The sequence below is a fragment of the Mammaliicoccus sp. L-M44 genome (assembly GCF_022386355.1).
Classification (GTDB): Bacteria; Bacillota; Bacilli; order Staphylococcales; family Staphylococcaceae; genus Mammaliicoccus; species Mammaliicoccus sciuri_A.
Genome location: NZ_JAJNIU010000043.1, coordinates 1 through 4240 on the forward strand (window position 1 = coordinate 1; position 4240 = coordinate 4240).

The 4240-nt window shown below is 30.6% G+C and carries 5 protein-coding genes and 1 pseudogene; 2 read left to right on the forward strand and 4 right to left on the reverse strand.

From position 1 onward, the window contains the following. Positions 1-385: 385 nt before the first annotated feature. A complete protein-coding gene (locus tag LQ611_RS13590) occupies positions 386-832 on the reverse strand; it encodes a helix-turn-helix domain-containing protein (RefSeq protein WP_107573242.1) in 447 nt (148 codons plus the stop codon). A gap of 165 nt (positions 833-997) precedes the next feature. Continuing rightward, positions 998-1159: a hypothetical protein gene (locus LQ611_RS13595; protein WP_158011169.1), complete on the reverse strand. Its 162-nt coding sequence runs from the start codon at positions 1157-1159 to the stop codon at positions 998-1000. A gap of 412 nt (positions 1160-1571) precedes the next feature. On the opposite strand from LQ611_RS13595, the gene LQ611_RS13600 reads away from it, so the two are divergent. Beyond that, the gene (locus LQ611_RS13600) at positions 1572-1718 is read left to right on the forward strand and encodes a hypothetical protein (protein ID WP_158011170.1); all 147 of its coding nucleotides are present in this window, start codon (positions 1572-1574) and stop codon (positions 1716-1718) included. Positions 1719-2219: 501 nt separating this feature from the next. Here LQ611_RS13600 and LQ611_RS13605 read toward each other — a convergent pair. Then, the gene (locus tag LQ611_RS13605; protein WP_107566147.1) at positions 2220-3110 is read right to left on the reverse strand and encodes an ABC transporter permease subunit; all 891 of its coding nucleotides are present in this window, start codon (positions 3108-3110) and stop codon (positions 2220-2222) included. After that, positions 3107-3961 (reverse strand): ABC transporter permease family protein, encoded by an 855-nt coding sequence (locus LQ611_RS13610; protein ID WP_107566146.1) that lies wholly within the window; start codon positions 3959-3961, stop codon positions 3107-3109. The genes LQ611_RS13605 and LQ611_RS13610 overlap by 4 nt, the downstream gene beginning before the upstream one ends. A gap of 153 nt (positions 3962-4114) precedes the next feature. Between LQ611_RS13610 and LQ611_RS13615 the strand changes: the two are divergent. Then, positions 4115-4240: pseudogene (locus tag LQ611_RS13615) on the forward strand (IS6 family transposase); the annotation flags it as partial.

A 4240-nucleotide genomic window follows, 5' to 3' on the forward strand; every position in this document is an offset into this window, starting at 1 on the left:
TGTTAAATTGTTTATATCTGAAATAGTTCATACAGAAGACTCCTTTTTGTTAAAATTATACTATAAATTCAACTTTGCAACAGAACCATTTCGTTTATGTTACTTCTTTGATATAACAGACTTAAACCAACCGCTTCAATTCTTTTATTATTTAGTTCATTCATGCAAAAAACGTTGATTTATATTTAATTTCACAAAAATACATAGTAAAATAAATTTAGTACATTCCATGTGCTATGATGTCTTGATTACTAAGACATTACCATATTAAACACCATTCCAATTTCTAGACCCTATACCATTAAATAGGGTCTTTTTCTTCTCTTTTCATTTGTTTATACTCATCTATCATTCAATCATTCTAAAACCTAATTTCAACAAGTTATTATTGATATTTTTTCTTCAACGTATCAGAACCTATCGCACCTATAATCATTAAAAGTAATGGCCCAAATGAATAAAGTATAGAATCAGATAGAAAATCAATTTCATTACCAGTCACTTTAACAGTAACAAATATTACTAATTTTGAAATTATGATTATCAAACCTATGAGCGTTAAAATATCAAAAAAAACTACCCATTTGGGGTATTTTAATTTTCTACTATCTTGTATTATTTTATCTTTCAAATAATCATCTCCTTTTAAAAGTTCATCTACAGTGATATTAAATATTTCACTTATTTCTAAGAGTGTTTCAATGTTTGGATAACCTTTTTCATTCTCCCATTTTGAAATTGATTGTCGACTTATTTTTAACTTTTTTGCTAAATCTTCTTGAGATAAATTTGTTTCCATTCTTTTCTTTTTCAATACTCTATGAAACTCCATTCTTTCACACTCCTTATTGATTTATTTTAAAAGTAGTTCTTTGATTTTGTAAGAATACCATAGTTGCAGTATGTAACCGCAAAGTTGCAATAAGATGATCTAACTAGTAATCATCTAATAAATCATTTATATTTCGCTTTGTTTTTAAGACTTTGTCTCATGACCTCATCTGAATACTTTTGATTTTTTCAAACGTACGTCATAACCCTTCATTCTATATCTAAGTTTAAAAGCAGAATATTTCCGATAATCAATGATTCCTTCTTTACTTGCGATACCTATATCATATAACTCTTGTACGGTTACTTTTTTTGTCCTTCGTATCATATATTAACTCCCTCAAAATCTTTAACACATTAATCCGATTAACTAAAACGAATTTATAATCCTAAATTACTAAAGTGTACTTTTGTACATTCTTTATGTAAATATTATACACTTTCTATTCAATTTTTTTCATTCCTATTACATATAAACTATCTTAATGATACAATTTAATTAGTGGTGTTTTTCCTTTCTATTTATTTTAATTTACTCAAACTATACAGTAACACCGCTACATTAAAACACACCTTTTAATGTTTTCGCAGGTAGCCCTAACTCATCCAACTGTTAGGGCTTTTTTCATGCCTTATTTCACATGCCGCTTCTTACCTGTTTCTGTATTCAAAATGACTTCATGATACAATCACATTAAGTAAATATACCTATACCATATTATGATAAAGGAGGTTTTACGATGAAGAAAATAACCATTAGGAATTATGAAATTGAACCAGCTTGGTTAATTGGCTTAGTTGCTTGTTTACTTATACCTGGTTTTCAAATCTTTATTTTCCCAGTCCTTGTATTAGCTATCGTTTATGGTGTCCATAAAATTGATTAGTAATTTCATATACATCTCTTGAGGTGTTTCTATAAGCGGTATAGGGGTTTGGTTTTACGGTTTTGCCCGTAATGAAAAAGTGTGAAGCCCCGTGCAAGCGAGGACTTTTTCATTAATGCTTTTAGAACGGGAAAGGGTGAGGACTCAGAACGCTTTCCCGTTCTTTCGTTCTTGGTTTGAAGCGGTTAGCAAAAGTTGATTCTGTTCGTGGCTTGGTTAGGGTAAGGTTCGGAATAGGCGCTTAATAGATTCGGGTCGGGTTTGTTGAGGTTAGGTTTTTGTGCCTGCGCACCTTAGATTGATTGGATTTGTGGCATGATAGGATAGCTTTCTACATATCTAGGCGCTTATAAGGTTGAGGTGGCCAGTATCTCTTTTCGGCACAGATCAGTTTCTGCGCTTGCTTTGGGTACGGTGCTTCAATAAAAATATCCCGAACACTCGTTATAGCGTTCAGGGTTTTGGGGGCGTTCTGGGTTAATTATATTTGCGCTGCTTTATTTATCTTTGTATTACTTTTAATAGATTAGACAATAAATTAATAATGATAAATATATATAAAATACCAACTAATGGTGCGTAGAATGTCCACCAGTTTGTTGTTAACTCATTTGAGTGAAAGCCTAATAAACTGCTTAAGTCATTGATACTTGGTCGTTCTATAATTTCGCATGCGGGTCCATAGCAAACCTTCGTGCCTCCGAAGAATATTTTGAAGAAGGCTAGGTGTGTCATGACGAGTAAAGTTTGAAAACATATTCTCAAAAATATGATTAAATATTGAGTTTGTATGTTAGGTAATACATGTTTGATAAATATATGTTTATCGTTAGGACTAATGGTATATGCAGCTTCGATATAGTCTTGATTTAATATGTGTTGGGTTGATTCTTTTATCAGCATAGTAGTCGTCGGTATCATTAAGATTGTCAGAATGGTGATATTGTAAGTCATTCTAAATTGCATAGTAGTCGTAAAGCCGTCTATTGTTTCATATAGTAAAGGTTGCAATAAAATATACGCCAATATAGATTGAGGAATATAAAATAAAGTATTAGAAAAGACACTGTAAATACTTGTTGTCTTGCGATTAAATGCTAAATAAGTTCCAATTACAACTGAACAAAGAACCGATAAACTTGATATGACGATGATAATCAGTAATGTGATACGATATCCGGATAACACTTCAAATAACATATTTTTAGAAGCGGCATCCACACCAAAAAATGCTTTAAAGCTAGGTGCAAATGGAGAACTTTTCATAATATCCCCATTAGAATTGTATAGAAAGTTCATAGGTTTAGGCGTGATGTTTAGTAAATCAAAATAAATCACACCAACTAGGGCAGGCAAGATAAGTAACGTTAATAGTATATAAAATTTCTTCATGATAACCCTCCCCGTACACCAGTGAAGGTAAATAAGACTTTATGACTCATAAATATGGCGAGAGATACAGGTACATAAATCAATATAAACGTGACAAATAATACTTCTGGAGATCCGTAATCAAATATAAATGATGACAAGCCGTGCATGTTAAAGATTCTTTCCAAAAGTAATAAACTTGAAAGCGTGATCCAAATAATATGTTTAAAATTGATTAAATATGATGCAAACAAATTCCTTAATATGTGTTTAAAGTATAACTCTACATTTGATAAACCCTTCGCTCTAGAAAATTCAATATAATCTGCACGAGATACATCATCTAGAATACTACTTAAAAATGTCACGCTACTTACTAAAGGTATAATCGATAGTACCAAAATAGGGAATATTAAAGCTTTATCCTCTGAACTATTCGCTACATTAAACAATAGAATATCTGTATATCGATAAAATAATATCACCAATGAAATAGAAAAAGGTATGTAAAAAATATCCGGAATAATAGATAGAACTGTATTAATTTTTAAATACCATTTTTTAATATGGTCATTAACATATAAAAGGTATGTAAATAATAAAGATACGATAAAAGCTAACAATAGCGCAGCAAACAAAATCACAATAGTATTTATCCAAGGTTCAATAAAGAACGGAAATAAACTACGTTCAACATGTGATATTTTATTTGTAAATATAATATCTTGAGGATGAAATATATATAAAAACGTCGACTTCAAGGCATTAAGGTAGTTTAAGAAACTAAACCGTTGATCATCAAATAAAGCAGGCAAACACACTAATAATAAGAACACAATTATCGTCATGATGAAATTGAATAATTTTCTCATAAGGCATTTACCTACTTTCTAAATAAATTAACAGGAGGCATTCAAAGTAATATTAAAAGGTTCTGTTGCAAAGTTGAATTTATAGTATAATTTTAACAAAAAGGAGTCTTCTGTACGAACTATTTCAGATATAAACAATTTAACAAGGATGTTATCACTGTAGCCGTTGGCTACTATCTAAGATATGTATTGAGTTATCGTGATATATCCGAAATATTAAGGGAACGTGGTGTAAACGTTCATCATTCAACGGTCTACCGTTGGGTTCAAGAATATGCC

Coding starts and splice junctions, on each gene's coding strand:
- LQ611_RS13590 (WP_107573242.1), bottom strand. CDS start 832: ATGGAGTTTCATAGAGTATTGAAAAAGAAAAGAATGGAAACAAATTTA.
- LQ611_RS13595 (WP_158011169.1), bottom strand. CDS start 1,159: ATGATACGAAGGACAAAAAAAGTAACCGTACAAGAGTTATATGATATA.
- LQ611_RS13600 (WP_158011170.1), top strand. CDS start 1,572: ATGAAGAAAATAACCATTAGGAATTATGAAATTGAACCAGCTTGGTTA.
- LQ611_RS13605 (WP_107566147.1), bottom strand. CDS start 3,110: ATGAAGAAATTTTATATACTATTAACGTTACTTATCTTGCCTGCCCTA.
- LQ611_RS13610 (WP_107566146.1), bottom strand. CDS start 3,961: ATGAGAAAATTATTCAATTTCATCATGACGATAATTGTGTTCTTATTA.